Genomic DNA, 26,505 nt, shown 5'->3' with positions numbered 1-26,505 from the left:
GGCATTAAACGCTCTGGCTTGTATTTCATATTGGGTACCTCCCAAAAGACCACTAGGCGTGAAAGTATAAGGGCCGGTACCGGACTGCTGCAACACAGTGAAGACACTACCTGAATTGGCTACCCGGTATTCCAGCCACATAGAAGTTGCAGTAGGATAAGCTGCTACGGAAACATTGAATGTTGATGGCACTGTAGCTCCGCTACCAGGCGAAGTAATCTGCGGAGCTTGCGCTTGTGCAAACAAGGTTTGAAACCATAGTAAGCAAAAAATTTGTAAAACTTTATTCATCTAAAAAGTTATTAAGTAATATTTTCTAAATTCATTGACATTAATTGACTAATGTATTATAAAAGTAATTATTATAATAAACAAAAAATTAGATTAAAATAAATGGATTGTATATCTCCGTTACTAAATATAAATTTTATCACTTATCTATCTTGTATAACAACACTTTAATGGATTTTAAGTAAAGAGATTCTCTATATCTGTAGATTTTTTTTAGATTTCTTACTTAATGAAAACAATAGCATTGTATGTAGTGTTTCTACATCTAAATATACTAAACAATATTTAAATTTTCGAAATTAATAACCTTATATTCTCTGGAAGTACACTTTTTATCTTCCATCTGATTTTATCAATTAATGAAGGTAAAAAAAATGCCCCTGATTTAAAGAAAGTATAAAAGTCTGCTTGTTCATTAGCTTCCACTTTTTGAGCATGCACAATAGTACCTATTTCATAAACAGTCAGATTGGCTACTTTAAGATCTATATTCACAGTGTGTGTTGCTTCACTACCAAAACCAATATTGGAAATCAAATTAACATTAGATACAGCTGATAATCCATTCATATTCCAGCAAGCAAACATCCACTGGTAATCCCACATATCTTTACGCTTTCCCCCACTAAGCATTTCTAACTTACGATGCCAGAAAGCAACTTCTGATTTGTGTCTACACTTTTTTTCAATAAGCATTGTTCTCTTATACTCTTCTGCTTTGGATAGATAGAAGTCATAATACTGCCACCTGCTACGCCATGTAGCCCACCCACAAATATGTGTGTATTTAGAAAAATAATATGAAGCTTTTCCTCTTGTTTGCCCGTGCTGAAAATTATCTCCGGATATTTGGAAAACTTTTAAATTATCTCTGTAATGCGAAAGCAAATTCTCGCAAAATCCAAAAAAGCTTGGATGGGGCACACAATCATCTTCTAATATTATACCTTCTTCTACATGCGTAAAAAACCATGTAATATTTTCTGCAGGAGCAAGACCACAGCCCATATTTTTATCTCGAAACAAAGTTTTTACTTGGCAAGGCCAATCAATTTGTGTAGCTACCCTTCGCGTTTGTTCACATCTCTCTATTTCTCCCTGTCGGTCTGCTCTAGGACCATCAGCAGCTATGAATAAGTATTTTGGTTTTACTTTACGTATCTCTTCAAATACTTTAGCTGTAGTATCAGGCCTATTAAAAATCATAAATAGAATAGGTGTATAAAACATATTCAAAAATTGACTATTAATTTTTAGCAATATGATTAAATAATGAATAAAGATAGCCTATTCTAGCATGCACGATGCATTTGAACCAAAACTTTTGGGGGTTGGCTGGCGTATAGAATGGATATGCCAGATGAGCGGGATTGCGAATAAACCCATACAAATAAAAGCCAATTTTTTTTAGGCGTAACCTATAATTAGGCTTACTCAGTTTATACCACATGAGCGCTTCTGAATATCCACCCCAATAATACCTTTTAATAAACCATTTATGGGTAAGTCTATTTGCTGAAACATAGTGATCTACAGCAATATCCGGATGGTAATAAACACCCAAATTTAGTTTTTTTACACTTTCAATAGCGGCTGTATCTCCACCCGACAATAACTTATCACCAATTCTATCCAACCCATCAATAAAGCCTCCTATACTTACTAAAGCAGTTTTCAAAAAAGCCATATTGGCTCCTACAAGAAACTCCCGTCCTTGTAAAAATCTACTTTCTCCACCATAATTAATCATTGAAATAGCTGGCTCAAATTTAGGGATAAGCCAAGTAGGTTTCTCTCCTACCCAAACTGGAACAGTAGGTCCTCCGACTACTCCTGGTTGTGGTTTCACACTGGCAAATACTTCAATAATTTTTTTAGCCCAGTGCTCGTATGGAACTGCATCATCGTCTAAATATGCAATATATTCTCCTCGTGCTTGACAAAGGCCAGTATTTCGGGCATAATTTAAGCCTTGTTTAGGCTCATAGATATAAATCAGATTTTCTATAGATGTACTATAGCCTAATACTACTTCTTTCGTATTGTCGGTAGACTTATTATCCACTATAATAATTTCAAAGCAAGATTTATCTAACGACTGCTGCTCTAATCCCTTAAGTACTTTAGTTAAATAAAAAACTCTGTTATATGTTGGAATAACCACAGAAAGAGTTATACTCATAAATTATTGCTTCTTTGAAGAGTTTAAGGAGTTAATCATAATGCATGATAGTTAACAGATTACAATTTGCACCAGCCTTCCGGGAGAAGGTCTTTTGTTTCTATAGTTGTATCGTGATACCAGTTTATGGGTGCAACTACAATTTTTTCAGAATTAGAGTTTAACCAGGCTCCCCACCAACTAAAAGTACTATTGGCTATTATATTATGTTTACATAAACTCATTAACTGCATATCTTTATAGCTATTATTACCAGTATTGTGATTGATATAAACACATGGTTGAAAAAATTTAATACGCTCTTGTACCCATTGTATATCATCTGAAAAAATAAAATAATAAGGTTCTTCAAATTTTTTCTCAAATAAAGTATATGCTCTATGATAATAATCCACACTACAAGCACCATATTTTTTTGCATACTCTGGATCAGATACATAATCTCCTCGCCGAATGTGTACACTTACCGCATTACAGACTTTTATTTTATCACTCAAGCCTTTGTTTTTATGGTCAAGTTCGTATCTAAAAGTAAAATCTCTTCGGATTTGTTCTTCTATATTCACAAAATACTTTTCACTTTGCCAGTACCCTTTTACGTAAATATCACTTTTAGATTTAAATATATTTCTATCAAATGAGTTAGTTTTTTCTTCTACAATACTTCTTTTGTAGTAAGGCAAAAGAGGTTCAACTATACTCCGCTGAAATCTATTTATTAGAGAGGTAGTCATGTTAGAGGTAAAGCTTATCTCCTCCTCTGTTGCAATAGTTTCATTTATATTAAAATACTTCAATTCATAATTTCTGATACCTTTTTCGAACCAACGTATATCTAATTTAAGCTGCGTTTTGTGTAGATGAGCCAGGTGCTTTCCTAAAGCATATTGGAATAGTTGGTTTCCTAACCCCCCATTTAATCTTACAATTATCATCTCTTTCTTGCTAATACATGATATCCATAACACAATAATTCACTAGAATTAGTGTCGGCTTTACTTAGCTTATCCAGCATTAGCATTAGAGAGTTGATATATATTTTCTCTTCATAGTTTAATTTAACCTTGGCATACTTGGAAGCCACACCTGGTAAAAATTTTAATTCTTGAGCAAGGTATTCAAAAAAATTACCATTACTTTCTATTTCAATAATATCAAAATCTAAATCAGACAAATGTTTTTCATAAAAAAATCTATTAAACCCAGTGCTATAATGATATGGAGCAAAATGTGTTATACTGCAAAAAGGTGCAGTTATAATGAGTAAACCTTTTCTTTTAAGCAACCTACTAAGTTCACATATGGCTTTGACAGGATCAGGTACATGCTCTATCACTTCTGTACATAAAACAGCATCAAACGAACTATCTGGCTCTGGTATGTTTATTATATCGGAAACAATATCTATATTACCATAAGTCCAAGTTTCTTTTTGTATACCAACGCCCGAATTATTAGGATTATATTGTGAAAAGTCTTGTGAAACATAGCTTAAATGTGTGCAAAATTTTTTAAAAGGTTGTTCTCCTGCTCCTGCATCCAATATTCTATTTCCATCAGGTATATTTTGCAATACTTTTTCAATCCATTTGTGTCTATTTTCTTCATTGTTCCTGCCTACTGAAGAAGCTTGATTTGTTAAAATGAATTTTAAAATAACTTTTTTAAATAAATTCATAATCATAGTATCAAGAGATTATAATGTAAACCTTTGCAATAATCTCTTTATTAAACCTTTTAAGCTTTTCTTATTTGCCTTTTTCTTTATCTGAATAAATTCTACACTAGGGGTACCTTTCATTCCACTTTTCAAACGTATTGGTCTTTTTTGCAACTCATCTACCCAATGATATCGCCCTTCTTTACTTAAAATATACTCTACATCATCGTCTTCAATCAAGTCAAGAAAAGGAATAATAGCATACAACCCAGCTATAGAAACATTTCCTTTTTTAATTTCTCTTTCCCAATGTGAATTCGCAACACGTCTATGCAAATAATATGTTTCTTTCAATTTCACTAACTTAGTGCCTGTACCTAATTGATAAATTGTAAAAGTCCAGGAATCTAAAGTCTGATTAATCAAAAATGGCTCGAAGTATCTTCCTGCTTTTAGCCAACTTTTTTTTGTGAATAAATAGTTACCGCTGTGTCCAATACTATAATATGTACTTAGAGCATCAGCAAGTGTGAACTCACCACTTTTGAAGACGGTCTTATATACAATTTCCTTTATTTGTTCTGAGACAGTTGTAAAAAAATGAATTTCTCCGAATGCTGCTGCATCAGCATTAGTACTTAGCATATACTGTTTTAATAAATTTATGCTACCAGATACTAATACATTATCTGAATCGAGACAAAAAATCAAATCATTCTGTGCATTTTCTATACCTGTGTTTCGAGCCGCTGCCGCTGTTCCTTTATTAATCTTGTGCTTAAGGATTTTTATGGCAGGGAACTTACTTTGCAACTCTTTAGCAATTTCAAGAGTATTATCTGAAGAAGCATCATTCACTATGATTACTTCGTCTCCTTCCATAAAATTTCCATCGCATATTGAATTTACCGTTTCTGCTAAGGTTTGCTGGCAATTATAAGCTGGTATAATAAAGGAAATTGGATGCTTTTGATCTGAAAACATTATGTAGAAGAAAATAGTCAGCTAAATTAAGGGATCATTCCGACTTTAAATAGTTTCTTCCGGAGAAATAAATAAATCACTCTTTTTATAAACAGTTTATTTGCTTTAAATCCTTGCCAAAGAATTTTTGCTGCGACTTTAGCTGGCAGGGGGGCTTCTTCAGTCTGATCTGACTGCGAACAGATAAACGTATTCGCATAGTTTTTTGTTTTATTTGTATATATTTCTTTCGGAAGGTTGGCTTTTTGTCTGAGTAATTTAAGAATATGTAAACCCTCTATGATACCTAATCCATTCTTAATGGCAGATACGGTTACTTTATTTCTATGTAAGCGAAAGTAATTCATTTCTTCACATATATGAATTATATCTGACTTTAACAGCAATTCACACCAAAACCACCAGTCTCCAGAAAATTTGAATTGAGTATAAGTGCTATCTATCTGTTTGGCTATTTCTTTTCTGAATAGTACCGCACTAGCATTTGGTATTAAATTGGCACCTACCATATAATTCAATACAACGTCTCTTCCATTGAATACTTTTCCACAAGCTATGCTAGGATACAAATCTTTGCATGAGCATATTACTGTGTTATGTTCATCTACACGAAAAGATTGACAGTAAGCAATTCCTACCTGAGGATATTGTTCTAATCGAGCTACAAGAGTTTCTAAAAATAATTCATCTGCATAATCATCGCTTTCTGCAATCCATATATATTCTCCTTCAGCTACATCTATCCCCTTTTGCCATTGCAGAAAAGTACTACCACTATTAATAGTATTAAACAAAACCTTACATACTTTTGGATGATGTAAATATTGGTTTAATACTTCTCTGCTCTTGTCAGTAGAAAAGTCATCCATTAAAATGATTTCAAAATCTTGGTAAGTTTGATGTAATATACTTTCAATGCGTTTATTTAAATAAGCTGCGTGATTATAATTTGGTAGGATTATAGTTACTTTACTCATGCATACACTTTATAGAAAAGTTTGTAAGATTACCACATCTTAGTATATCTTTCTCATTTAATTGCTAAAGTATCTCCTTTTAATTTGTTAGTAATAAGTTTAACCAAAGCATGTGAATGAGTTAAATAATAAAACAGTATGACCAGCCTTTTAGGCATGTGTTTTACTAATTCACTGTTAATTAGAAATTGAATTTGATTATAATGCCTGAATAAAGTTTTAAACTTATCAGATCCTTGAATCGACTTTCCCTGAATGCTATCGTTCCAGGCATATCTACTCAATGATTTCTTAATTCTTTTCAGAATAGAAAGATTAAGCTTCAAAAGTTCTGGGTCATGCAGATGCTTACCCATTTTCTCCCTAAGCTGAAGTTCTGCGTAATGCATTTTCCATTTATCTTTACTCATGCTACTGGTATGAACTCTGTATAAAGCGTCCGTTTGTTCTGCAGGTAAATACTGAAAATTTATTCCTTGAAAAGAACATCTCCACCAGAAATCCCAATCTTCGAGAGATTTAAAGTTTACATCAAACGTCTTTACTTTTAAGAATATTTTTTTTCTAAGTATGGGAGCATGCACAGCTGTTATATTACTACATACTAGTTCTTTAACTAAACTTTTGCCACCACCTGAAAAACCTGAAACTTTGTATTCTTCTTTGATGAGAATTTTATCCGGATAAATTAGATCAAAATATCTTACCCTGCCATAAACAACATCAATGTCTGAATTCAATTGAAGAAATTCAATCTGAAATTTCAGCTTATTGGTTTCTAACAAATCATCGGCATCCAAGAACTGTATATATTCTCCAATACTACAAGATACACCTGTATTCCTGGCAGCAGACAAGCCTTGATTAGTTTGATAAAAATACTTAAACCGTATGTCTTTTTGTATATACTGCTCTGCTATTTGTCTGGTATTATCGGTTGATCCATCATCTACTATTATTCCCTCCCAATTTTGATAAGACTGATTAAGTAAACTATTTAACGTTAGTGGCAGAAAATGGGCATAGTTAAAACAAGGAATGATCACTGAGATCAAGGGAAGGTTACTATTATTTATACTCTTGCTTTCCATCCTATCAAACATTTCAGAACAAATTTAATTTGATAGCCTACCTCAAACCACCTATATGGCTGTGTAGCCGATGTATAAAATTCATGTAATAAGAACAGATTATAAATTTTCTGATTTCTAAATTTTTTTTTGCGGTATATGCTGTATACTTCTTGTTTGCATGTATCAAGCATCAATGAAAAATGTGGTTCTGCGAATATCCTATTTTTTTTATTTGCAACTTTTAATCTCTTTATCCAGCTAGGTATGCCTTGAATGACCACCTTATCCGCATTAAGGTAATTATTAATTAATACTTTGTGGATTGCTTCCTCTTCAACAGCAGGTACGATGTTTAAATATTGTAGCTGTAAAAGCTGTATCGTATATTTTTCATTATCCACTACATCTCCATACGTTTCCGTCATTTGATTATTGTGTAAGCGGTAGAGCACCAGCACTTCACTTATGTTAGCCAACCGGAAAAAAGCATAGCATCTAACCCATAATTCATAATCCTGTGCATAACGATAATCTATATTGTAAAGTAGTCCAAAATTTTTGAGAAAGGATTTTCGCATCATTACCGTAGAATGCCCAAATGCATTATTGCATAACAAGTGCAGCTTAATATCCTCAAAAGAGTTCGGGCGCTCAATTATTTGATTAGTATTAATTATCTTAAACCAAGTTCCACAAACTCCTATATCAGGATTCTGATCCAGAAATGTTACTTGCTTTGCCAGCCGTTCCTCTAAGCTTACATCATCTGCGTCCATCCGGGCAATGTATTCACCTTTAGCTAGATCAATTCCCTTATTAAGTGTTGCTGTTAAACCAATATTTTGATCATTATGTATAAGCCGTATTCTTTTATCTTTAAATGATTCAATAATACGAACGCTAGCATCAGTTGAGCCATCATTGATGATAATGAATTCAAAATCAATAAAAGTTTGATATAAAATACTAGTGATGGCTTCTTTAATATAGCTTTCTCCATTATACACTGGCATCACCACGCTAACTTTTAGAGGGCTTGTCTCCATTCAATAAATGGTCAAAGTATATACTTAATATAATAATTGATTTTAAAAAATGACCTTTCACTGCTCTTATTCATACTCTTTTTCTTATTCGATTCACTGAGATAGTATTGCTTAATTATATGACAAACATTTCTAGTGAAAAAATATATAATATTAAGTTGTTTCTCAAAAGGTCAATTATCCATAATATCCATTAGAATAGCTGTTGTCATATAATTTGGCAGGGAATTTTTATTGATTAGAATTCTCCTTTATATGTTTATCTAATTATCTATGCACAATTATGTAAAAGAAGTAAAAGTAATATACTATACTTATAATAAACTCTTGTTCATGCGTATATTTTTTAAACAAGATTTTAATCTATCTGTATACCCTATTATATAAACAATGAATGAAATTTTATATATTTTATAAAGACCAATTTGCTTTTCATTTTCTAAACATTTTTTTCTGTATAAAAGCATTTTGTGTTTTGCTTTCGTTCTCACTGTTGAATCCAAATGCTTTTGCTTGTAAACAAAGTACATTATTTTAAAGTATTCATAATATTGAATCTTCTTTGTTTTGGAGCGTACATTATTATTATGAAATCTAAAAAAATTTAAAGGTGGATAGGAAAAGCAGATAGGGCTATGTAAGCCAAACTTTAGCCACATAAGCCAGTCTCCTGCCTGTATATAGCTTTCATCCGCCCTACCTATTTGTTCAAAAACACTTTTTTTAAACAGCACAGCACTGGCATTTGGAATAAAATTATAATCCATAAACAAACTTGCAATAACGCTTTTTGACTCTAAAGTAAAATCTCTTTGCCATGGAAAATAAGGGCTTATATTATTCATTACTTCTGTAAGAATACCTAAATTGTTAGAATATTCATCAACCATATATGATTGACTAAATACTAACGCAGCCTTAGGGTGTGCATCTAGCTTTTTTACAAGTACTTCTAAAAAATTTCTATCAGCATAATCATCACTTTCCGCCAACCAGATATACTTACCTTTAGATAATCTTACGCCTTTGTTCCATTGCTTAAAGGTACTACCGCTGTTAGTAGGATTGAATATAAGTTTGATTCTTTTATCTTTTTGCGCGTACGTCTCTATTATCTCACGGCTGTCATCGGTTGAACAATCATCCATTATGATAACTTCAAAATCTGTAAAAGTTTGGTTTAGAACACTCTCAATTCGTTTTTGTAGAAACTTGGCATGATTGTAATTAGGTATGATAACAGAAACTTTATGCATTACTTTTTATCATTTTGTATAATTGTGGATTATTAGAAATGCTAAAAGTTAAGACTTAAACATAGATCGCATTTTGGCTTGACAACATTTCTAATTATGCAACACTTTATCACAATGAAACTGTTAAATCTTCTGCTTTTGTATACTTTGAATTTTAAAAAAAAATTGTCAAAATCTCATGCTTCTCTGCCCAATAATTTCTTTTGGATGTTTACTGGCAGAACCCCTTTTATATAGTCTTTTATCAATTTGCTAAAGGTATATCCATTGGAATTGTAGATGAAGTATTTTGCTAAGTATATAAATAATACTCTTCCTTTGATATTTTCACTCAGTAATATAGTTAGAAATTGTTTGCAAGCCTCATATTCAAATTTCCTTCTTTTATTAGTATGATATTTTTCTATCGACTGTGGTAAGTTACGGCTCCATTTTTTTGAAAACTTAATACAATTTCTTATCCAGGATTTATTCATGCTTCCTGTAGATAAATGCTCTATAAAAATATTATATACTACTAGCACTTTATATCCTTGCATGTGAATTTGCATAGAAAAATCTAAATCATAGAAATGAAATTCATTAAAAGTGACTTGATCAAATTTATTTTGTTCCCAAACTTCTTTACGGCAGCAGAACCATACGCCATCTACTGTAATAACAGCACTTTGTACCTCATTTTTAGGGTTATTGTATTCATGAACTTTATTACCATTCCAAGTGTGTTGTAAAATATTAACCCGGTTGTAATCACTCGCATAAACAAACCAACTTGATGGGTTTTTAGGTTTCACTGTTCCCCCGGCAACACCAATCAAACCTACATTCATATCTTCAAGAAATTTGCATACTTTACTTCCCCATTCTTGGGTATGAAACAATATATCTTCATGCATAAAACATAAATACGGATACTGACTTTTTGAAGCACCTATATTATAGGCTTCACATATTCCATACTTGCCTTCGTTATTATTTATGGCTATTATTTCATAAGTTATACCTATAGTTGACGCTATACTTGCTGAAACTTCATTTAGAAGATTTTCACTTCTTGAACAAATAATTATCGATAACATACCAATTTACAAACAGTACCATAATTCATGAAAACATAATATTACCCAAAAAGATATAAAAATTTCTTAAGTGGGTGCATTACAATTACAAATCATTTCACTCCTTTTTGCCGCATAACTGTTAGAAAGTAATTTTTTTAACTTATTTCTTGCTAATTTAAAGCTATTCTTTAACTGGATTATAAGTTTGATATTTTGCGAGAAATGGGCTATTATCTGCCTTATTTTTTTGTTTTATGCCTATTACAATAATGTGACAGGGTTTTACTAAATCCATTGCTTTTATTTGGATATTACAATAAGAGTATAAATCTATAACTAACCCTGCATCAAATACATGATGATGTAAACACCTGTTTTCAAAATTTTGATACGACCGTTTTTCAAAATTTGAGAAACTTCCTGCCTGCGGATCTCTAGCTAGATCATGTAACTGAAGTATTTCAGGTAAATGCGTAAGATCATGTTCATCTACATTATTATTAAAATCTTCAATTAAGTGATGCAAAGTTGTAACTGGACGCTTATGGTCAAAAGTATATTCTTTATTTGGAACAACCATAAGTAAAGCTCCACCTTCCTTTAACGCCCTTAGCCAATTGGTTATAGCTTTTAATGGATTGGCTATATGTTCAATGCTATGTGAGGATAATACAAAGTCATAGGTTTCAGAAGGAATCGTGCTTAATTCAGATGCCTCACAAATAAATTGGTAGCCAGGCTTATTTTTGTTATAGTAAAGATAGGTATGGCCTTGTTTAATTTCGCCTTCCCAGACAGTTTTAGCGCTGAAATTACATCCATCCAGCTGTTTAATAATTGGATAAATAGGTAATTCATTCTTTCTTCTAAATATATCGCTTGGCCCTCCTATTTCTAAGCCCTTTTTTCCTACTAAAAGTTTATGATAAATTTTAAAATTTTGAATGTTTGGGGGCTGTGCTACAGGAATTCTGTTGGGAAAGATTTTGTAATAGATAATTTTAAGAATACTTCTAAAAGTATTCTGTTGTATAGCTTTTACTATATTTACCATTTAAAGTATTTTTTATTGCGAGTGTACGATTGAAATAGAGAGAACTCAATTTATTAGAATAAGTATATCATTTTAACTTTATATTGATATATCTTAATATTTTTATTTAGACCTAATTAGCGGCGCGTATCCAAAATTTGTATTACAAATACACTAAAGCATTTTTACTTTATTTAATCCTTCTGCTATAAGTTGTTGTGTATGGGTAAGTTCAGATGGATTCCATAATTTATAATTGAACGTTGACATTGCATCTGAGGCTTTTTTGAAATCTTTTAGATGAATGTAGGCCATTACTTTTGCCAGATATACATTACCCTTATTCTCATCTGTTACTAAGCCTAAAGAGTAATCAAAGGCATCATCAATGTCCTTCTCAGTAAAATCAGAAAAGGAGTAAGTATATGCTATTAGATGGTCAGGTATTCTCTTAGTATATTTAAAAACCGTACTCCCACTACTAGGCACATCGTATATCAACGTAAAATATTCCCGGAACTTATATTGAATCAAATGTATCCAGGGAGTATAATAATGTGCAAAATCTTGGTGTAAAATGTAACTTTTATTTTCTATTAGACAAGGGAAGAAATCGTTTACTATGCAGTTAGCCAAATCCCACGATTTCATGGCATCAATTAGCAGAAACTCAATATTATCTCCTCTCCAGCTGAGCTTACAGAGATCGCCATCATTCACAGATATGTACTCAGAATAGTTTGCTGTTCGCCTGATGAATTCATCAACAAAGCTATCCCCTGGCTTATACTTACCGTCAATATCCGTATTGGCTACATTCATCCATGATTCCCATATAAAAATATCATAGGCATGAATTTTTTTTCTTGATTTAACGAAGCGTTTATTTTGAATCAAGCCTTCCAGAAGAGGTATGGTAGTTGAACCAAGCCAACATCCCAAATCCACTATTTCTCCATATCCTGCATAAATATTTTTTCCATAATATTCAAAATAATCTCTCTCCTGGTTTGTAGTCATCCCCAGCAAGTATGCATGCTTACTAGTAGAAGTATTATTTTTTTTCTTTTTGCCCTTTATCTTAACGTACAGGCCTACAATAATTTTGCTTTTCTTTAAGTATTGCTTTATACTACTTATCATAATTCATGTATTTAATTATTCTGCAATGCTATATCTTCAATACATATTAACACACTGGTTGCCTTATACTAAAAGCTTATGGCTCATCAACTCTTCCCATTTCTTTACCTGTACGAGTATATCAAATTCTTTAGCCCGGTTAATTGATATGGACGAATCTAAAAATACCTCTCTATTCATTATCATTAACATTGCTTTACTCAATGACTCAATATCTTCAGAATCTATGACTATACCCATCCCCTCTTTTACAAATTCCTTTACACCTCCTGAATTAAACGATACAATTGGTTTTCCTGTAGAAGCCCCTTCTATCATGGCTAAAGGAAATGGATCTTCTCTGGAAGTTAGTACGAATCCATCTGCTAACATTAAATAATCATAGTAATCTTCTTGCCGGAAACCCGTTATAATTACATTACCTAAGGAATAATGCTGCAGTTCTTGTTCAATAAAATAGCCATACCCTGAATTAGCTGTTCCCAGACAGATTATTGTAACTTTATTACCCAGCAACCGGGCTAAAGCAGGAATTCTATCTATTCCCTTTCTATAATCTATGGCACCGGGCATAATCCATACAAAAGACTCCGGATCAATATTGAGCGTTTGTTTAAGGATGTTAATTTTTTCCACATTTCTGCCAGGCAAGTTGGTATTGGTGCATTCGTATTGTAAAGCTACATTTTTTCCTCCCATTATAGTAAGCTTATCACACACACATTGTGCACAACCAATTAACAAGGTAGCTGTATTGATTATTGCCCGGAGGTCCTGATAACTAATAAACTGATACAGGTACAGCATATCGTGAAAATGTACTACATAGGGAATATTCAACTCTACAGCCATACTGGCAGCAGAACTCATATAGATAGTGTTGATATACCAGATATCCGGTTTAAAATCTTCATGTACTTGCTCCAGATAACTTTTAGGTTTTTGCTGTGTTATAGCCCTTTTATTAAATAAATAGTTAATTAATCTACGTTTTATTTTTCGAGTTATAGTTAATTTATGGCTCACCTCAGGGCTCACCGACTTTTTTTTCGGATAGTAGCATGGAATATGACTTGGTAATTCGCTAAGTAAAGGGCCTTCTTGTGGGCAGTATAATGCAACTGTAAACTTATCAGGATTAATATGACTGATCAGGTAAAACAGCAACTTTTCAGCTCCATTTCTTTCAGCAAAAGGAGTACAGAATAAAATTCTCATTCAATAATTAATGTAAAATAAAAGTAAAATCTTAGTCAATTGCCTTTATCCGAAAGGCAATATGTAAATAGCTAGATTTGTTACTGAATTTGGGTTTAGATTGCATTTTATTAGACACAGGTATGCATACTAAAAGCCCCGCTTATTATAATCTATCAAAAAAACGTTCATTAAAATACCTGTAAAACTTGTTAGGATGAAGCAAATAGTATTTACAAGTATTAAAAAAATATATAATTTTTCTTGTTCCAGGCTTGGCCATGAATATGGATCCACCTTTTGTCAAGGTAAAATACTGCAATTGCAATCTTTCGGTAAGGGACAAGTTTTTTCTGTATTTTTCTAATATTGCTTGCTGTCTTCCCACTGTATTTCCTGCTTTGGCATCTTCAAAAGATTTAGCTCCGGGAATAACTCTATAATTTCCAAAGTCTATATCGATGTATTTAAGATAAGCCCGTTGCACTACCCGCATAATGAAATCAAAATCCATTACATAATGGTCTTGTTCATCGTACATTCCAACAAGTTTATGCAAAGAGGCGTGATAGAAATAAGCCGAGGGATTGTGCGGAAAATTAGTAAGATCTTTATATATGTTGTATAAACTGATATTTACAGGCTTATTAACAAATAATATTTCATTTTTTTCTGACCACACCTTACAATTACCCACCAAGAAACTATTCTTTGGCAAGTTTTTAAAAATTTCTATTACTGTATTCAATGTAGTTGGCTCATAGTAATCATCTACATTGAGGAAACCAATAATACTGCCTTTGGCCATCTGTATTCCTTTATTCATGGCATGTGATTGCCCATTATCCTTTTCAGAAATCCATCTGATGTGCGGATAGCGCACTGCATAATGTTTGATCACATCCAATGTTTTATCCGAAGATCCTCCGTCTACAATTATGTGCTCAACTAATGAGCAACGCTGGTTAATCACATCTAAAATGCAAGATTCAATATATTTTTCGTTATTAAAAACAGGGGTTATCACACTGATCATTACAGATAATTTTTAAGAATATTGCATTTTTCTATTCGTATACCACTTACTGTTTAGCAATTATCTTTTTAACATACTTTAAATTTGTTGTAGCTTACTCTCTAAAGCAACCATGCTTAATACAGTAAACATCTTTTAACTCTTGTACTTAATTATTCGTTGCCAGAAATCAGGTTCGTACTTCTCCCAGGCATGACATCCAAAAGGCAATTGATGATTAAGAAGATTATAACAAGCATGTGGCTGTGTTTCTATGGAAAAAGCCATTGCTTTATTTTCTTCAGCAACTTTATAAAAAGGAAAATAATTGGGTACAGCAATTGACCAGAATAAATCCTCATAATACTTCCACTGCTTTACATATTGCCTGCACAAATATAGTATGGCCAAAGCTGTCTGGATATTTCTTAAAGAAAGGCCTCCATTGCCTACCCGCTTTAATGGATACCTGTACAACTTACGTAAGCAAATCTCATATATATTGCCGCTTTGTGTTATTTCTTTCTTTATTTCGTTATCTAACTCTGCAGGATTAAAAATATGCTTATCCATCCAGATTGCACCAATATAATCATAGCGTTGATTGCACCAGTAGGTTAGTTCATCCTTAAAAATAAATGCATCTAACTGGCAGATAAGCATATACTTATACTGTTTAAATCTTTTAAAAAATAAGGTGGATAGCAGTAAACGGTTATATCCGTTAATATTTGCAAAGTACCAATCAGCAAATTTCTCTATCTGTACATGTAGAGCTCTCTCATTAAAAAAATTTTGATACCAGCTAACATTAAGACTATCAGGAATAATGACAGTAATGGGATACTTTTTCAATACGGTTACTGACTGCGTTAGGGAAATAAGTTCTAAAGGGGTTGGTTCCGGTTTATAAATAGGTATAACCACCGTTACCAAATGCCTGGGAGGAGATACAACTAACTGAGCGATTGCTTTTAATGTATTAAAATTCAGTTGAAGCATTAGATTCTGTAGCCAAATATATCTAACTGTAAATCCATCCCTAGCATTAATTCGCGCTGTACAAATGGTTTTTGCTGCGTATATGCTTCATGAATATGATACCTAAAACCATTATTGGTAAGAATAGTTAATATTTCATTCAGCGTTTGCTTTTGCGTAATATGTGAATGGTACTCAATAAAAATATTCTTTACATTCTGCAAAGTATCGGAACAATCTTTTAGTACTTCATATTCAGCCCCTTCTATATCTATTTTGAGAAAATCTACTGGCTTATTTAATAAATCTTTGAGGCGGCGGGCTTTTACCCGGACAATATTGCCCTCTTCTTCGTTTATAGGTATCCGGCCTGAAAAGCCGCCTTCTTGCTGAAAAGTTATCTCCCCATCCGCTTTCCAGATCGCCTCCTGGTGTACTTCCACATGGCTTAGTTCATAAGTGCGTACATTTTTTTTTAATGTGTTACAAATCTGTTCATCTGGCTCAAAGGCCATTACTCTGGCATCAGGATATTTATATTTAAAGTATAGTACACTCAGGCCAATGTTGGCTCCGCAATCAATAATGTAGGGCTGCTCATTATCTGCCTGGAAATCATAAATTTCCTTCACCCATATTTCATGGTTGCCTCCCAGAAAGGTACAGGCATCTGCTAACTGTAAATCCCTATCCCGAAATGGCGTGGTCGTTGGAGTGTATCTGGGTAGTTTCAGCAGTCTATTTTGTTCAGCAATCTGCAATTCTTCGGCAGTCGGTTCTGGGTCTTTCTGTGTAACCGGTTCTGGAACGATTACTGGCTGAGGTTTATACGGTTTAAGTACTCTTTTGATGCTATTAAGTATACCCATTCCCTTTAATAGAAGTAGAGGTTTATTTTTATTTGTTCCATTAAAAATAAACATTTAACAAAGTTTTAATTTGCTGCAATTTACGTTTTATTTTCTTCAGCATATTTATATTCTTACCATTTGCCAAGCTATTATGAAATTCTTTACTGCCGGATTCATAATACTCTTTCATCCTTTGAATAATTAAATCTAATTTGACTATGGGTATTTTTCTCACCTGTATTTGTGCGGCCAAAAGCTGGTATGTAAGCCTTTCATTTACATCACAGTTTTCTCCTGTATTGTCATGCCCTATGTTTCGGACTAATGAATAGCGTGGATGCAAGCAATAGCCTTTTTTCAAATACATGCTTGTATGCCATTTTATGGCCCAAGTATACAATTTACCTTCCAGGTTATCCACTAGTTGCTGATAAAATGCATTTCCCTGACCTCCATTAAAATCTAGTGTATTAAAATCTGCTTGCTTAGATAAATTATTTAACAACTCTCTGGTGTTTCCATTATAATATTTCCATGCTCTTTGCCAAGTTGCCCATCCCCAGCAGGAATTTACATTATAGAAAAAAGTTTCGGGTAAGCCTTTTGTTTTTATAGGATAAATAAATCCGGATATTTGCATTACCTTTTCCTCATCCACATACAACTTCAATGCATCATTCATATACTTTAAGAAGCCCTTAGAAGTAACTATATCATCTTCTAATACTATTATTTTTTCATACCTGTTTACTATATTAGTAACACCATTAACAATCGAATCTGCCAGCCCTTTATTAGTATCAGATTCGATAATATGTACTTCTTTACACCACTGTTTTTCTCTGATTGTTTGGCGAGTTTCTTTTATTTTTTCCAAATCCTCTATGGATGGATTAACTTTTGGACCATCAGCATAAATATACAAGATGGATTTATCAGCTAATATATTCTTAGATAAAGCTTCTAGAGTTTGTTTAGCATGCCAGGGGCGGTTATATACAAAAAGTACGATGGGTGCTAGCATCTTATGTTATATTTATCAAACTCAATAACGAATCTCGTTCTTTTTCCCAGCTAAAACACTGTTCTAATCTTATTCTTCCTTTTTTACCCATGTGTTGAGTTAGCTTTATATCAGTTGCCAGCTTTACAATTTTTTCAGCCATTAAAACAGAATTACCTTCAGGGACTAATAATCCTGTTTGACCATCTATAACAGCTTCAGGTATACCAGAATGTAACGTTGAAATAACTGGTAATTCATGTGCCATAGCTTCAAGTATCGCTACTGGAAACCCCTCCTGGTCACCAGTATCAAAGCAGGTAACAGAGTGTTGCAAAAATATATCTGCTTGTTGCATAAATTGCAATACATTCCCATTATCCAAAGCACCATATAAAGTGACTTTATCATGTAAATTAAAAGCTTGTATATATTGCTTGACTGCAGGCAACAAATCGCCTGCACCCACATAATCTAAATGCATGTCTGGATATACTTCTACTGCCCTCCTGAACGAATCCATTAAAAGAATAGGTGCTTTTTTGGCAACCATTCTACCAACTGCCAGGCATTTTACTTGTGAACCTTTTTTTAAATATTCTTTTTTTTTAGGAACAAGTACACCATATGGAATGGTATGTAACTTTTCTTCTTTAATGCCTATTTTTATTAAAGCTTGTCTACTATACTCATTCATCATAATAATACCATCAATTTCATTCAATGCCAGGTACTTTTTCCTCCATTCCTCATTTTTTAATCTAAGTGATACATCATAGCCATGTGCATGGGCATAGAATGGAATATTAAGTTTTTGTGCGATATGGATGTAATCCAGACTATGATCTAAATACTCACTTAAAATAGCGCCAACGTTATGCTTGACTAAAAAATATTCAATTGCATCGTCTACAGCATTTCTTTTAACTTGCCTAACAGGTTTTCGAAACCCTATTTTATATAAAGCAGCTTGATAGATTTGCTTCTTTAAACTTACTTTTGTTTGCGAGACAACTTTATCTCTTGCAACAATATCTTGTATAATGAGCGTTGGACTATCTACTTTCCAATACCCGCAATATGGAGGTTTGTCGGATAAAGCAATAACCACCGTTCGGCCAGGAAGTAGGTCCTCCATATGGCGCTGAATAAATATTTCTGACCGGGCACCTAAGTTTGGTGCAATTACAGCTAAATTTTTCATTTAACTGCTACTCCTTGAATACCAGTAATCATGGTACTTTCCTGAAACTTTACAGGTTTAACATCTTTATTGATAAGATACTTAATTAATGGTTTGGCTATCCTTGATACTACTTTTCTTTTAAAATCAGACATTTTTCTTCTTCTTACCCAAAGACCCAACATTTGTGCAAGACTTGCATCCCAGCCACCCAAAGCAGTTAACTTTATAGCCTTGAATTGGGCATTTTTGAGAAGCCTTTCTAAGGCAAAGGGTGTATACCTAAATTCATCGTAAGGCACCTCATGCAGAGGCCATAAAAAGGGAACTGTAAAAAACAACATTCCTCCTGGCTTGAGCACTCGATTTATTTCATTCAGCACGATTGAAAGATCAGGGCAATGTTCAAAAACTTCAGTAGCAATAACACAATCTACACTTGCATCGGCAAGTGGCATTATTTTACCATCCCACCATATATCCGCTTTGGATGTATCATGAATTTTACTCACTTCTAAATCCAGTCCTATATATTTTTCCACCTGTTTACTCTCAAGTATCAAAGACCGATAAGGCATTTGGCCACAACCTACATCCAACAATGTTCCTTTAAAGGTAGGAATGTTTTCCTTAAGAGCTTGAAGGATAGAACTTCGAACATAATATCTATCAAGAGTTTCAAAATTTAAAGGAATATTTATAAAAGTATTTAACACACAATTTGATTTAGAAATAATATTATCTATTGTTCTTAACTTGATCAAGCCAGCTTTCACCTAATTTCTCATTAATGAGTTTAAGCCTTTCTTCAATTTGAAAGTTGGGTGAAGTTGATTTTTTTTTAAGTTTCTCTTTTAACTTACTTTTCAATTGTTCTCTAAGTGTAGGCAGGCGCCCTCCTCTAATTCTGTCACTTTCAGGCTTCCATCCTATTCGGCTACCTAATACTGCATGAGCATAGTCTCCTGCATGCCAAACACTTAGCTCTTTATACAATATTACTTCCTTATTTATTTCTTGAGCAAATTTTGAGATAGTTATGACATCTATATCTTCATCAATTGGCTGAATATTAGACATATCATGCATCCGTAACCAAGCCAGATGTCTAGGTGTAGGAAAAGAAAGGATTACTTTACCCTCCTCGGTGATTAATTCTTTGATTGTTTTATGTAAAGTTGCACGTTCTGAAATGGCAATATGTTCATATACATCTATAAGAAGTATAAGATCAAATTTACCTGATAACTTTCCTTTATCAAGAGTACCTTCAATAAATTTTAGTTTTGAGGATGCAAATAATTTTGTAGCCATTTCTATAGATCTACTACTAATATCTAACCCTACAATTTCAGCATCGGGCCACCATCTACTCATTCTCCAGCTTATATCTCCTATCCCGCAGCCGATTTCAAGAATTCGTACCGGATTTTTTCCATAGTCAACAATTGTTAACCAGGCTCTTTCTACACGCTCATTAGTATAAACAAAACCTTTTAATTTGTTGATAGTATGATCATCATAATACTTTTTCACTTCCTCTAAAGAAGGATCCATAATTTTATATCTTAATATTAATTACACTTTTGAGTATTGATCCATACAAACTACTGACCAATCGCAATCCTCTACATACATCGCATTTCCAGTTCCCCAATAATAATCCCTTATCTCACCATAAACTCCTACTTCAAAGGGGCAAATCCGTTCTATAGTTTGATATTTTTGCTTTGAGAACCTATCAGCAAAATGTACTTTTAGGGTATAGTTACCTGGATAAAGTCTAACCTTAGGTATATGACATTGTAATTCAAATAAACCTGACTTACGAGCTATAGGTATTTCAGAATCCATTACAAGCAAGTGGGTTACTGGTTGATCCATTGAATTCATAACCTGAAAAGATAAAGCTGCACTTTTTATAGGAGATGGAGTTGATATATTAAATAGAATTGTCATGGGTTTGCCATATGCCTGAGAATTAGAAGACTCTGAAGATTCTATTTCGACTTTTGTAACTTTGGGCTCAAGGTTTGAAGGACTATCTATATATATTAACTGTTCTAAAGCAGATGGATCTGACTGTAAATATCCTTTAATCACTTCTTGTGTAAATCCCTGGCTTTTTAATTGACCGTTTTTCAGAAAAATGCAAGTATTGGTAAGAGTTGTTACCGCTTGCATACTATGACTTACAAATAAAATCGTTCTGCCCTGTTTATGGGCGACATCATCCATTTTACCTAAACACTTTTTTTGAAATTCAGTATCACCTACAGCCAATACTTCATCTAATATGAGTATTTCTGATTCCAGGTGAGCAGCTACGGCAAAAGCTAGCCGCACGTACATGCCAGAAGAATATCTTTTTACCGGCGTATCAATAAATTTTTCTATACCGGAAAAATCAACAATCTCATCAAACTTAGCTGCTATTTCCCGTTTGGTCATGCCCAGGATAGCTCCATTCAGAAAGATATTATCTCTTCCGGTTAAATCCGGGTTAAAGCCGGTGCCTACTTCCAGTAAGCTGGCAATGCGGCCTTTTATTTTTACATTACCGATAGTAGGGTTAGTAATTCTGGAGAGGATCTTCAGCAACGTACTTTTACCTGCGCCATTTTTTCCAATTATTCCTACAGCTTCCCCTTGCTTCACTTCAAAATTAATATCTTTTAGCGCCCAGAATTCTCCATTCTGATGTTGGCTTTCATCACCTATCTTTGCAAAAGGGTCTTCTTTGCCCCGCATTCTGGCCCACCATCGGTTAAAGTCACCTTTTAGGCTCTGTGTACCAATGTTTCCTAACTGGTATTTCTTGGATACATTTTCTACTCTTACTACTACTGTCATAAATCAAATGGTATCTATGGCTGTTTTTTGCACTTTGTTAAAAGCGAGTATTCCAAAGAATAACGACACCAGCATAAAAATCAGGCTATACCCTAAATTATTCCAGGAAAAGCTTCCGGTTCCTAACCAGCCATAGCGGAAAGTTTCTACAATAGAGGTCATAGGATTGAGCATAATAATAGGTTTATATTTATCTGGTACTTTAGACAAGGGATAAATGATTGGCGTAGCAAACATTAATAGTCGCATACTTACCCCTACTAACTTAGCTATATCCCGGTATTTATTCGTAACTGATGAAAGCAGCATGCCTAAACCTAAACCAGTGCCTGCAATCATTATAACCAATAATGGAGTAAGTAAAGCGTATATGTTCGTATTTATATTTTCTCCTCGTACATAATAGAATAATACCAGTAAAATAAACAGGATGAATTGCATTCCCAAGGCAATCATGCTGGATATTGTGGTAGTGATGGGCATTACTAACCTGGGAAAATATACCTTTCCGAATATATGTGCATTGGCATTAAAGGTACTGGAAGTATTTAACAGACAATTAGAAAAATAGGTCCAAAGCATAATGCCGGATAAGTAAAATAAAATACGGGGCAAGCCATCGGTAGAAATATTGGCAATACCTCCGAAAATGAATGCATAGGTTAATGTGGTAACCATAGGTTCAGCAAAATGCCATACTGGCCCGAGTACCGTCTGCTTGTAGGCAGATACAAAATCCCTTTTTACGATTAAGGATATTAAATCGCGGTAACGCCACAGTTCTTTGAGGTTTAAATCAAATAACCCTGGATTGGATTTAATCTCCATCGTCCATTCTTCCGGCTCTGTACTGGAAAGAGGTACGCTGCTTTCTATATCTTTATTTTCTTTTACACTATATTCCATCTTATAACTTTCCAATAATATCATGTATCCGTATTATACCTATGGCTTCGCCTGTAGACGTTACTACTGGTAATACGGAAATTTGTGAACTTCTCTTTTCCATTAACTGCAGGGCGGTATAGGCTAGCATCTCCGGCTGGGCTACTATTGGCTGCTTAGTCATGATTACACTGGCCGAGAGTTTTTCCAACTCATCCAATGGGGTACGTTGCATGGTTCTACGCAAATCGCCGTCGGTGATAATCCCTAGTAGCTTTCTTTCTCTGTCAATAATGCTTACGGCGCCTAACTTACCTTGATCGATGGCATCTACTATTTCTTTCCAGCTTGCTTGTGCATATAATACCGGATTATTCTCTCCACTGTGCATCAGGTTTTTCACCCGTAGTGCCAGGCGTTTACCCAGTTTACCCGCCGGATGATTGATAGCAAAATCTTCTGCACTCACTTTTTTCACCTGCATAATAGTCATAGCTAAGGCATCGCCAATAGCCAAAGCAACTGTAGTACTGGTTGTAGGAGCCAGATTTAATGGGCAAGCCTCACGGCTAATAGAAGCATCCAACACGGCATAGGCATGAGTAGCCAGAGTAGAATGAATATTTCCTACAATTGCTATAATGGGTACTTGCCGTAATGAAACGTGTGGCAATAAAGCTGTAATCTCCTCGGTCTCCCCACTGTTGCTAATAGTTAGCAGCACATCGTTTTTATGGATGATCCCCAGGTCCCCATGCATAGCATCGGCGGCATGCAAATGAATGGCTGTAATACCTATACTTGCAAATGTAGCAGCTATTTTGTGGGCCACTATTCCCGACTTCCCTACCCCAAGCAATACAACTTTCCCTTCACAGGTTAACAGTAACTCAACTGCCTTACTTACCTCTTGCCGGTCAAGTTGCGCCATGGCACGCATAATGGCCTCAGCTTCTATGCGCATAACTTCTGTTAAGTACTGATGGTAAGTGGTAATCGTTTCCTGGGTTTGCATGTATATTCAGCAGGCTCTTCTAAAAACCTGTGAAAAGGGTTAAACATAAAAATTAAAACGTATCCAGTACGGTTTTCCGTTGAATGGGGTCCAGTACCGATATGCGTTCATCCTGGTAATAGGAATCATTCCGGTAATGGGTAGTGGATACTTCTTCAAAGATAGCCCCTTTTTCTGAGAAGAAGGAATGCCAGGTTTCCCGCTCTATCAGGTGCATATCTCCTGGTTTCAGTTGAAACACTTTTTCATCCAGTTTCAGGGTCAGGTCGCCGCAAAGCAGGTGGAAGGTTTCCTCTTTGCGTTTATGCTTGTGCAGCGGATGGGTTTGTCCGGGTAGCACCACAATCAGCTTTTTGCAATATTCCCGGTTCATTAAATTTACGATCAGGCACCCGGTCTGTGGAAATTGCTCCAGGCCATAATGGTGGGAGAGCTCTACTTCAAACTCATTGCCCAGATTGATCTGTGCTTCGGTAAGCATGCCTTTTGCCTGGTGAATAATAGCCCGTATATTTTTATATAAATCCGGCTGTGATTGTTCGAATATGCCTTCTTTAGGTTTATAATTTCTGCTTGCTACCCATTTTGTCCGGTACTGCCCAAACTCTCCGGAGGTTAATTGTCCTTTGGCACATGGCATGGCAAAAAACACATCTTCTGCTGTAATTTCCTGTCCTTTTTTAATTTCACGCCGGGCAAAAACACCTCTTTTTAAAGAGAGCAGCGAATCTACTTCTTCTTGTGTAATGGCTTTATCCGGACTTCCGCAAATTGTTCGGGCCCGTTGTGCAGCGGCTATCCAGGTATCTACCTGCGCAGGGTTCATGGAATAGGCATTCAATTTAATTGTATCGGTTGGCAACCCAACATGCCGTTCAAATATACAGGCTCCTTTGGCCACAGCTATCTGTACTACTTCATAATTGTCCGGAGCTTCGTGGCCGGAATAGCCGATAGTTACCCCCGGATACCGCTTGATTAACCGTTCTACATAGTTCAGGTGCAATACCTCATTTGGACTTGGATAAATGCCTACACAGTGAAGAATAGCAAAGTTATTGGTAGCTTTATGAGACAAAAAACTTACCAGATTATCAATTTTTGGCAGATCCAGGCCACCAGTAGAAGCAATTACCGGTTTGTTGGCTTTTACTATTTTTTTCAGCAAAGGCCAGTCGTCGGCACTGCAGCTAGCTACTTTGATTATTTCTATGCCCTGCTCTACAATCAGGTCTACCGACTCTTCATCAAAAGGAGTACAGATGGTAACCAGACCTTCTTCTCTGGTAGCTTTTACCAACGTATGAAATTGCTCTTTGGTTAGTTCTGTGCTCAGAAAACGGCTGATGTGCTTGGCTTTTGTATCGTGCCTGTAGTCGGGATGAATAAAAGTATCCAGCTGGCGGTACTGGAATTTTACACCAGCATTTATAGCATATTTTCTTTTTATCTCACCCATTGCTTTGATAATGGCCAGTCCATGGTTTACATCGCCCTGGTGGTTATTGGCCATTTCAAAAATAAACAGGTCATTGAATAGCTGATTCATTGTTTTATAGCTTTACAATTTTTTCTAAATCGTTTATGGTGATCATGCGGTCGTCTATATAAAAATCAGCCGCAGGTTTTCCGAATTTTAACTCATGGTATTTTACGCCCCATCGGTGCAACTGCTCTTCTGTGGTATTCTTCCAGTCAATGCCGGTTTTGGTACCTCTGGCAGTAAAAAGAATGATGTAATGCCCCTGCTCGTATAAGGTATTAATGATATCAATGGTAGAGGTATGGCAATCGGCTTTGGCATAGTCGTTATCTGGGGTGAGGCAGGCAATTACGCCATCTATATCAAAACAGAAGATTTTACTTTTGTTTTCTCCATGCCCGTTTGTAACCAGTTGTGTTGCTACCCTGGTCAGCTGGCTTTCATAATCAATATCAAAATTCTCTGCCATTACATAGCCATAAATGGCATCGCCAGTCATAGAGTTTTTTTCCAGCAGCGTACTGGTACGAACCACATCTACGGAAGCATTTTGCAGATAGGTTACCGGTAGTTTTTGCCTGGGCATATTGTAGGCTTCTTCAATCAGCTTACCTTGCAAGTCCCGTTGCACGATAGGTTTCAATAATCCCTCTTCATCCCTGAACCACATTTTATAAGGGGTTTCCAGGTTTGCTGCTACCGACCGTACAGCATCCAGACTGGGATTCTCCATCAGAATTTCTATCATGCTATCTATGTCTGCTGCTTTTCTTACCGGCGAAGTAGGCCGCAGGTGCACACAGATATCTGGCACATAGTTTTCACTCTCCTGCAGCCATTGCAAGGCATGCTGAAATACTTCCAGGTCTGTGGAATGATCTTGAGATATAGCTTCCGGACGTAAAAAAGGCACTTCTGCACCGTAACTTCTTGCTATATCTGCATAATAGGCACTATCTGTACTTACAATGGTACGGGTAATCCGCTTAGCCAATAAGGCATGCTCTATAGAATAAGCCATTAGTGGTTTCCCTCCTACCGACCGTATGTTTTTATGCGGGATGGATTTAGATCCCTGCCGGGCAGGAATAATGGCTAATATATGGGGTATTTTACGGTTAGGCATAGGTTTATTGCACAATACAATCCGGCCAATCCTAACAAATCTACAGGCTAGCCATGCTCATCTAGTGAGGTGGCTACCATATCCGATAAATAGTTGCTTTATAAGCTCACTAAGTGCTTATGCGCATAGCCGGGATGTGGCAAAGTTAACAGGAAACTTTAATAATTAAGTATTCGAAAAAATCTTTACAGATGAAAGGTTTGAACA

At 34.9% G+C, this 26,505-nt stretch carries 26 protein-coding genes; all 26 read right to left on the bottom strand.

The annotated features are described in order from the left end of the window. On the bottom strand, window positions 1–291 hold a 291-nt coding region (locus Q0590_RS32425; protein WP_302041826.1), incomplete at its 3' end, for a hypothetical protein. A 285-nt stretch (window positions 292–576) separates the two neighbouring features. Beyond that, window positions 577–1,497 (bottom strand): nucleotide-diphospho-sugar transferase, encoded by a 921-nt coding sequence (locus tag Q0590_RS32420; protein ID WP_302041825.1) that lies wholly within the window; start codon window positions 1,495–1,497, stop codon window positions 577–579. 40 nt (window positions 1,498–1,537) lie between these two features. Continuing rightward, window positions 1,538–2,473: a glycosyltransferase gene (locus Q0590_RS32415; RefSeq protein WP_302041824.1), complete on the bottom strand. Its 936-nt coding sequence runs from the start codon at window positions 2,471–2,473 to the stop codon at window positions 1,538–1,540. Between the two features lie 59 nt (window positions 2,474–2,532). After that, window positions 2,533–3,408: an alpha-1,2-fucosyltransferase gene (locus Q0590_RS32410; protein WP_302041823.1), complete on the bottom strand. Its 876-nt coding sequence runs from the start codon at window positions 3,406–3,408 to the stop codon at window positions 2,533–2,535. After that, window positions 3,405–4,151, bottom strand: coding sequence for a class I SAM-dependent methyltransferase (locus Q0590_RS32405; RefSeq protein ID WP_302041822.1), 747 nt, complete (start codon window positions 4,149–4,151; stop codon window positions 3,405–3,407). Before Q0590_RS32405 ends, Q0590_RS32410 begins: the two co-directional genes overlap by 4 nt. 18 nt (window positions 4,152–4,169) lie before the next feature. Next, window positions 4,170–5,117 carry a glycosyltransferase family 2 protein gene (locus tag Q0590_RS32400; RefSeq protein WP_302041821.1) on the bottom strand — a complete coding sequence of 316 codons (948 nt, stop codon included), beginning with the start codon at window positions 5,115–5,117 and terminating at the stop codon, window positions 4,170–4,172. 26 nt (window positions 5,118–5,143) lie between these two features. Beyond that, a complete protein-coding gene (locus tag Q0590_RS32395; RefSeq protein WP_302041820.1) occupies window positions 5,144–6,094 on the bottom strand; it encodes a glycosyltransferase family 2 protein in 951 nt (316 codons plus the stop codon). 53 nt (window positions 6,095–6,147) lie between these two features. Further along, a complete protein-coding gene (locus Q0590_RS32390; RefSeq protein WP_302041819.1) occupies window positions 6,148–7,185 on the bottom strand; it encodes a glycosyltransferase family 2 protein in 1,038 nt (345 codons plus the stop codon). Continuing rightward, a complete protein-coding gene (locus Q0590_RS32385; protein WP_302041818.1) occupies window positions 7,167–8,213 on the bottom strand; it encodes a glycosyltransferase family 2 protein in 1,047 nt (348 codons plus the stop codon). The genes Q0590_RS32390 and Q0590_RS32385 overlap by 19 nt, the downstream gene beginning before the upstream one ends. Before the next feature lie 314 nt (window positions 8,214–8,527). Next, window positions 8,528–9,469: a glycosyltransferase family 2 protein gene (locus Q0590_RS32380; protein ID WP_302041817.1), complete on the bottom strand. Its 942-nt coding sequence runs from the start codon at window positions 9,467–9,469 to the stop codon at window positions 8,528–8,530. 176 nt (window positions 9,470–9,645) lie between these two features. Beyond that, window positions 9,646–10,548, bottom strand: a complete 903-nt coding sequence (locus Q0590_RS32375; RefSeq protein WP_302041816.1) for a glycosyltransferase — start codon at window positions 10,546–10,548, stop codon at window positions 9,646–9,648. A gap of 163 nt (window positions 10,549–10,711) precedes the next feature. Then, a complete protein-coding gene (locus tag Q0590_RS32370; RefSeq protein WP_302041815.1) occupies window positions 10,712–11,584 on the bottom strand; it encodes a class I SAM-dependent methyltransferase in 873 nt (290 codons plus the stop codon). Window positions 11,585–11,737: 153 nt separating this feature from the next. Further along, complete coding sequence (locus tag Q0590_RS32365; protein ID WP_302041814.1) at window positions 11,738–12,706, bottom strand: hypothetical protein; 969 nt, start codon at window positions 12,704–12,706, stop codon at window positions 11,738–11,740. A 63-nt stretch (window positions 12,707–12,769) separates the two neighbouring features. Then, on the bottom strand, window positions 12,770–13,924 hold the full coding sequence (locus Q0590_RS32360; RefSeq protein WP_302041813.1) for a glycosyltransferase family 4 protein: 1,155 nt from the start codon (window positions 13,922–13,924) through the stop codon (window positions 12,770–12,772). Between the two features lie 145 nt (window positions 13,925–14,069). After that, window positions 14,070–14,939: a glycosyltransferase family 2 protein gene (locus tag Q0590_RS32355; RefSeq protein ID WP_302041812.1), complete on the bottom strand. Its 870-nt coding sequence runs from the start codon at window positions 14,937–14,939 to the stop codon at window positions 14,070–14,072. A 135-nt stretch (window positions 14,940–15,074) separates the two neighbouring features. Then, window positions 15,075–15,920 (bottom strand): DUF5672 family protein, encoded by an 846-nt coding sequence (locus Q0590_RS32350; protein WP_302041811.1) that lies wholly within the window; start codon window positions 15,918–15,920, stop codon window positions 15,075–15,077. Beyond that, the gene (locus tag Q0590_RS32345) at window positions 15,920–16,822 is read right to left on the bottom strand and encodes an FkbM family methyltransferase (protein ID WP_302041810.1); all 903 of its coding nucleotides are present in this window, start codon (window positions 16,820–16,822) and stop codon (window positions 15,920–15,922) included. Before Q0590_RS32345 ends, Q0590_RS32350 begins: the two co-directional genes overlap by 1 nt. Further along, complete coding sequence (locus Q0590_RS32340; RefSeq protein ID WP_302041809.1) at window positions 16,809–17,774, bottom strand: glycosyltransferase family 2 protein; 966 nt, start codon at window positions 17,772–17,774, stop codon at window positions 16,809–16,811. The genes Q0590_RS32345 and Q0590_RS32340 overlap by 14 nt, the downstream gene beginning before the upstream one ends. A 1-nt stretch (window position 17,775) precedes the next feature. Continuing rightward, on the bottom strand, window positions 17,776–18,957 hold the full coding sequence (locus tag Q0590_RS32335; RefSeq protein ID WP_302041808.1) for a glycosyltransferase family 4 protein: 1,182 nt from the start codon (window positions 18,955–18,957) through the stop codon (window positions 17,776–17,778). After that, window positions 18,954–19,700: a class I SAM-dependent methyltransferase gene (locus Q0590_RS32330; RefSeq protein WP_302041807.1), complete on the bottom strand. Its 747-nt coding sequence runs from the start codon at window positions 19,698–19,700 to the stop codon at window positions 18,954–18,956. Before Q0590_RS32330 ends, Q0590_RS32335 begins: the two co-directional genes overlap by 4 nt. After that, window positions 19,675–20,493 (bottom strand): class I SAM-dependent methyltransferase, encoded by an 819-nt coding sequence (locus Q0590_RS32325; protein WP_302041806.1) that lies wholly within the window; start codon window positions 20,491–20,493, stop codon window positions 19,675–19,677. Before Q0590_RS32325 ends, Q0590_RS32330 begins: the two co-directional genes overlap by 26 nt. A gap of 21 nt (window positions 20,494–20,514) precedes the next feature. After that, window positions 20,515–21,789 (bottom strand): ABC transporter ATP-binding protein, encoded by a 1,275-nt coding sequence (locus Q0590_RS32320; RefSeq protein ID WP_302041805.1) that lies wholly within the window; start codon window positions 21,787–21,789, stop codon window positions 20,515–20,517. A 3-nt stretch (window positions 21,790–21,792) separates the two neighbouring features. Beyond that, a complete protein-coding gene (locus Q0590_RS32315; protein ID WP_302041804.1) occupies window positions 21,793–22,719 on the bottom strand; it encodes an ABC transporter permease in 927 nt (308 codons plus the stop codon). Next, window positions 22,697–23,689, bottom strand: a complete 993-nt coding sequence (locus tag Q0590_RS32310; protein WP_302041803.1) for a KpsF/GutQ family sugar-phosphate isomerase — start codon at window positions 23,687–23,689, stop codon at window positions 22,697–22,699. The genes Q0590_RS32315 and Q0590_RS32310 overlap by 23 nt, the downstream gene beginning before the upstream one ends. Window positions 23,690–23,741: 52 nt before the next feature. Next, complete coding sequence (locus Q0590_RS32305) at window positions 23,742–25,238, bottom strand: N-acetylneuraminate synthase family protein (protein ID WP_302041802.1); 1,497 nt, start codon at window positions 25,236–25,238, stop codon at window positions 23,742–23,744. Between the two features lie 4 nt (window positions 25,239–25,242). Further along, window positions 25,243–26,298 (bottom strand): acylneuraminate cytidylyltransferase family protein, encoded by a 1,056-nt coding sequence (locus Q0590_RS32300; protein WP_302041801.1) that lies wholly within the window; start codon window positions 26,296–26,298, stop codon window positions 25,243–25,245. Window positions 26,299–26,505: the final 207 nt, after the last annotated feature.

The organism is Rhodocytophaga aerolata (assembly GCF_030503435.1).
GTDB lineage: Bacteria > Bacteroidota > Bacteroidia > Cytophagales > 172606-1 > Rhodocytophaga > Rhodocytophaga aerolata.
Note: the sequence above shows the minus strand (reverse complement) of the source record. Positions and strands in the feature narration are given on the sequence as shown.

Excerpts from the sequence above, each read along its gene's own strand:
- Q0590_RS32420 (WP_302041825.1), bottom strand. The coding sequence starts at position 1,497 with ATGATTTTTAATAGGCCTGATACTACAGCTAAAGTATTTGAAGAGATA.
- Q0590_RS32415 (WP_302041824.1), bottom strand. The coding sequence starts at position 2,473 with ATGAGTATAACTCTTTCTGTGGTTATTCCAACATATAACAGAGTTTTT.
- Q0590_RS32410 (WP_302041823.1), bottom strand. The coding sequence starts at position 3,408 with ATGATAATTGTAAGATTAAATGGGGGGTTAGGAAACCAACTATTCCAA.
- Q0590_RS32405 (WP_302041822.1), bottom strand. The coding sequence starts at position 4,151 with ATGAATTTATTTAAAAAAGTTATTTTAAAATTCATTTTAACAAATCAA.
- Q0590_RS32400 (WP_302041821.1), bottom strand. The coding sequence starts at position 5,117 with ATGTTTTCAGATCAAAAGCATCCAATTTCCTTTATTATACCAGCTTAT.
- Q0590_RS32395 (WP_302041820.1), bottom strand. The coding sequence starts at position 6,094 with ATGAGTAAAGTAACTATAATCCTACCAAATTATAATCACGCAGCTTAT.
- Q0590_RS32390 (WP_302041819.1), bottom strand. The coding sequence starts at position 7,185 with ATGGAAAGCAAGAGTATAAATAATAGTAACCTTCCCTTGATCTCAGTG.
- Q0590_RS32385 (WP_302041818.1), bottom strand. The coding sequence starts at position 8,213 with ATGGAGACAAGCCCTCTAAAAGTTAGCGTGGTGATGCCAGTGTATAAT.
- Q0590_RS32380 (WP_302041817.1), bottom strand. The coding sequence starts at position 9,469 with ATGCATAAAGTTTCTGTTATCATACCTAATTACAATCATGCCAAGTTT.
- Q0590_RS32375 (WP_302041816.1), bottom strand. The coding sequence starts at position 10,548 with ATGTTATCGATAATTATTTGTTCAAGAAGTGAAAATCTTCTAAATGAA.
- Q0590_RS32370 (WP_302041815.1), bottom strand. The coding sequence starts at position 11,584 with ATGGTAAATATAGTAAAAGCTATACAACAGAATACTTTTAGAAGTATT.
- Q0590_RS32365 (WP_302041814.1), bottom strand. The coding sequence starts at position 12,706 with ATGATAAGTAGTATAAAGCAATACTTAAAGAAAAGCAAAATTATTGTA.
- Q0590_RS32360 (WP_302041813.1), bottom strand. The coding sequence starts at position 13,924 with ATGAGAATTTTATTCTGTACTCCTTTTGCTGAAAGAAATGGAGCTGAA.
- Q0590_RS32355 (WP_302041812.1), bottom strand. The coding sequence starts at position 14,939 with ATGATCAGTGTGATAACCCCTGTTTTTAATAACGAAAAATATATTGAA.
- Q0590_RS32350 (WP_302041811.1), bottom strand. The coding sequence starts at position 15,920 with ATGCTTCAACTGAATTTTAATACATTAAAAGCAATCGCTCAGTTAGTT.
- Q0590_RS32345 (WP_302041810.1), bottom strand. The coding sequence starts at position 16,822 with ATGTTTATTTTTAATGGAACAAATAAAAATAAACCTCTACTTCTATTA.
- Q0590_RS32340 (WP_302041809.1), bottom strand. The coding sequence starts at position 17,774 with ATGCTAGCACCCATCGTACTTTTTGTATATAACCGCCCCTGGCATGCT.
- Q0590_RS32335 (WP_302041808.1), bottom strand. The coding sequence starts at position 18,957 with ATGAAAAATTTAGCTGTAATTGCACCAAACTTAGGTGCCCGGTCAGAA.
- Q0590_RS32325 (WP_302041806.1), bottom strand. The coding sequence starts at position 20,493 with ATGGATCCTTCTTTAGAGGAAGTGAAAAAGTATTATGATGATCATACT.
- Q0590_RS32320 (WP_302041805.1), bottom strand. The coding sequence starts at position 21,789 with ATGACAGTAGTAGTAAGAGTAGAAAATGTATCCAAGAAATACCAGTTA.
- Q0590_RS32315 (WP_302041804.1), bottom strand. The coding sequence starts at position 22,719 with ATGATATTATTGGAAAGTTATAAGATGGAATATAGTGTAAAAGAAAAT.
- Q0590_RS32310 (WP_302041803.1), bottom strand. The coding sequence starts at position 23,689 with ATGCAAACCCAGGAAACGATTACCACTTACCATCAGTACTTAACAGAA.
- Q0590_RS32305 (WP_302041802.1), bottom strand. The coding sequence starts at position 25,238 with ATGAATCAGCTATTCAATGACCTGTTTATTTTTGAAATGGCCAATAAC.
- Q0590_RS32300 (WP_302041801.1), bottom strand. The coding sequence starts at position 26,298 with ATGCCTAACCGTAAAATACCCCATATATTAGCCATTATTCCTGCCCGG.